Origin of the sequence: Micromonospora sp. NPDC052213, from assembly GCF_040679695.1 — a bacterium.
GTDB lineage: Bacteria > Actinomycetota > Actinomycetes > Mycobacteriales > Micromonosporaceae > Micromonospora.
In genome coordinates, this window is the sequence record NZ_JBFAVI010000308.1 from 1 (window position 1) to 3332 (window position 3332).

The 3332-nt window shown below is 69.5% G+C and carries 3 protein-coding genes; 2 read left to right on the forward strand and 1 reads right to left on the reverse strand.

Going from position 1 to position 3332, the window contains the following annotated elements; all coding sequences use genetic code 11:
- Positions 1 to 272 precede the first annotated feature (272 nt).
- Both clpX and AB0L34_RS33380 read left to right on the forward strand, forming a co-directional pair.
- Complete coding sequence (gene clpX / locus AB0L34_RS33375) at positions 273 to 1568, forward strand: ATP-dependent Clp protease ATP-binding subunit ClpX (protein WP_350708380.1); 1296 nt, start codon at positions 273 to 275, stop codon at positions 1566 to 1568.
- A gap of 147 nt (positions 1569 to 1715) precedes the next feature.
- A complete protein-coding gene (locus tag AB0L34_RS33380; protein ID WP_363709617.1) occupies positions 1716 to 2513 on the forward strand; it encodes a carbon-nitrogen hydrolase family protein in 798 nt (265 codons plus the stop codon).
- Positions 2514 to 2517: 4 nt separating this feature from the next.
- Here AB0L34_RS33380 and AB0L34_RS33385 read toward each other — a convergent pair whose 3' ends face one another.
- Positions 2518 to 2745 carry a hypothetical protein gene (locus AB0L34_RS33385; protein WP_350708377.1) on the reverse strand — a complete coding sequence of 76 codons (228 nt, stop codon included), beginning with the start codon at positions 2743 to 2745 and terminating at the stop codon, positions 2518 to 2520.
- Positions 2746 to 3332: the final 587 nt, after the last annotated feature.

The following is a 3332-nucleotide window of genomic DNA, read 5'->3' on the forward strand; positions in this document are numbered from 1 at the left end:
ACCGTACTCGCCGGCGCTGTCGGCGTAGCTGGCAGCCTGCTCCGGAGCGGGCCGGAATCGGGCCGCGTCGTAGCCGAGAGTGGGCCGGCCGCCGGTGGACTCCCGGCCGACCGTCTGACACACCCGTTTTGGGGGTCGGAGAAAGCTCCGCCAGCGGGTAACGTCGGGTCTGTACCGCTCCGCCGGTCCTCCGGCTGGGTGAACGAGGCGGGCGGCGCACCGTCCGCAGGTCAGGGCCGGGTCTCCGGCCGATGAGTGCAGGGAGAACGTAGGTGGCACGGATCGGTGACGGCGGCGACCTACTGAAATGCTCCTTCTGCGGCAAGTCGCAGAAGCAGGTCAAGAAGCTCATCGCGGGCCCAGGGGTCTACATCTGCGACGAGTGCATCGATCTCTGCAACGAGATCATCGAGGAGGAGTTGGCCGAGTCCGGCGAGGTGAAGTGGGAAGAGCTTCCCAAGCCGATGGAGATCTGCCAGTTCCTCGACAACTACGTGGTCGGGCAGGACCAGGCCAAGAAGGCGCTCGCCGTCGCGGTCTACAACCACTACAAGCGGATCCAGGCCGATGCGGCCGGCGCGCCGGGTTCCGGCAGCGACGCCGTCGAGCTGGCCAAGTCCAACATCCTGCTGCTCGGCCCGACGGGGTGCGGTAAGACCCATCTGGCGCAGACGCTGGCGCGGATGCTGAACGTGCCGTTCGCCATCGCCGACGCCACCGCGCTCACCGAGGCCGGCTACGTGGGCGAGGACGTGGAGAACATCCTCCTCAAGCTGATCCAGGCGGCGGACTACGACATCAAGCGCGCCGAGACCGGCATCATCTACATCGACGAGGTCGACAAGATCGCCCGCAAGTCGGAGAACCCGTCGATCACGCGGGACGTCTCCGGCGAGGGTGTCCAGCAGGCGCTGCTCAAGATGCTGGAAGGCACGGTGGCCAACGTGCCGCCGCAGGGCGGGCGCAAGCACCCGCACCAGGAGTTCATCCAGATCGACACCACCAACGTGCTGTTCATCTGCGGCGGCGCCTTCGCCGGGCTCGACCAGATCATCGAGGCCCGCACGGGCCACGGCGGCACGGGCTTCGGCGCCCGGCTCCGGTCGGTCAGCGAGCGGTCGACCGACGACATCTTCAGCCAGGTCATGCCGGAGGACATGCTGAAGTTCGGGCTGATCCCCGAGTTCATCGGCCGGCTCCCGGTGATCACCAACGTGCGCAGCCTGGACCGCACCGCGCTGGTGCGCATCCTCACCGAGCCGCGCAACGCCCTCGTCCGGCAGTACCAGCGCCTCTTCGAGCTCGACGGCGTCGAGCTGGAGTTCGAGGAGCCGGCGCTGGAGGCGATCGCCGACCAGGCGATGCTGCGCGGCACCGGTGCCCGCGGCCTGCGCGCGATCATGGAAGAGGTCCTGCTCTCCGTGATGTACGAGGTGCCGAGCAACCCCGACGCCGCGCGGGTGCTGATCACCCGCGAGGTGGTCCTGGAGAACGTGAACCCGACGATCGTGCCCCGCGAGTTCACCGGCCGCCGCGCCCGGCGGGACCGCGAGGAGAAGTCGGCCTGAGCCACCGCCACCGCGCCCGTCCGTCGAGGTCGGGCGCGGTCGGCGTTTCCAGGGGGCGGTGAGCGTCGGCAGCCGGTGCGGCGAGACCGGGGCGGAGTCGGTCGCCACCGTCGCGCCGTGGCCCGGTCCGGTCGTACGCTGATCCCCATGCGCGTCGCCGTCTGCCAGCTCAACGCCCGGGACGACCGTAAGGCCAACCTCGCGGCCGCCGAGGCCCTGCTGGAGCGCGCCGCCGCAGCCGGCGCGGACGTCGCCCTCCTGCCGGAGTACGTCGACTACCTCGGCCCCGCCGCCGGCCTGCCCGAGCCGGAGCCGGTGGACGGCGAGGTGGGGCAGTTCTTCGCCGGTGTCGCGCGCCGGCTGGGCATCTGGGTGATCGCCGGGTCGATCCACGAGCGCGGGCCGGACCCGGCCCGCACCTGGAACACCACCCTGGTCCTCGACCGCTCCGGAACGCTCGCGGCCACCTATCGCAAGATCCACCTGTACGACGTGGAGATCCCCGGCCGGGTCTCCTACCTGGAGTCCGCCACCGTCGCCCCCGGCGACCAGCCGGTGGTGGTCGACGTCGAGGGGCTCCGTGTCGGACTGTCGATCTGCTACGACCTCCGCTTCCCGGAGCTGTACCGGCAGCTCGCCACGGACGGCGGCGCCCAGTTGCTGGTGGTGCCGGCGGCTTTCATGCTGCACACCGGGCGGGACCACTGGGAGGTGCTGCTGCGCGCGCGGGCGATCGAGAACCAGTGCTTCGTCGCCGCGGCGGGGCAGACCGGCGACCACGACCCGGGCCGGACCTGCTTCGGGCGCAGCATGGTGGTCGACCCGTGGGGGACGGTGCTCACCCAGTTGCCCGACGGCCCGGGTGTCGCCGTCGCTGACCTCGATCTCGACCGGCTGCGGACCATCCGTGCCGAGTTGCCGAGCCTGGCGAATCGGCGCCTGTAGGCCCTCAGCCCTGCAGCAGCACGCCCACCACGGCGAAACCGGCGATCGCCGCGGCCGTGACGAGGAGGGCCGTCGTCATCCGGGACCGCCCCCGTCGGGCCAGCCGTGCCACCGACACCACGAGGACGAAGAGCACGAAGGCGCCGATGACCAGCTGCCAGAACGGCAGCAGCAGCCCGAGCAGCGCGTCCTCGGCGAGCACCGCCGGCCGGGGGCGGGTGAGGTCGTCCATGACGAACACTCTGGCACGGCGGAGCCCCGTGCGGACCCTGTGCCGCCATCACGAATGTGGGACCGCCTCCGCCGGCGACAGCCGCGCAGTGACAGACGCTGATTTGCCTTCCCGGGGCAGTCCGCGTAACTTTCTCTCTGCACGCGGGAGGCCGGGCAAACCGGCTGACAACGGGCACCAGGCTCGTGGCGGAGACGCCGAGCGAGACTGAGGAACGGGCGGTGCGAAGACACTCCGACACGGGGTTGCGATCGCGAGACTGACCGGGTAGAGTGCTGAAGCCGGCAGGAGCCGGGCGGATAGCCGCAGAGCGGCGATCGGCCGGTCTGCGGCTCCCACGACAGAAACGACCGCCATGATACGGCGTGCGTCATCGTGGATCTGGAGCACCGAACGTTGATCATCTCGGACACGAGGTTGACAACGTGAAGTGAGCCGAGTAAGGTAGAGGAGTTGCCCCAAGCGGGTTCCCACGATGTGGGACGCCTGAGTGGTGTGTGGTTGTTCTTTGAGAACTCAACAGGGTGCTTGATAAGCCAGTGCCAATTTGATTTATACCCCGGGCTGGCCGAGCCTTTTGGTTTGGT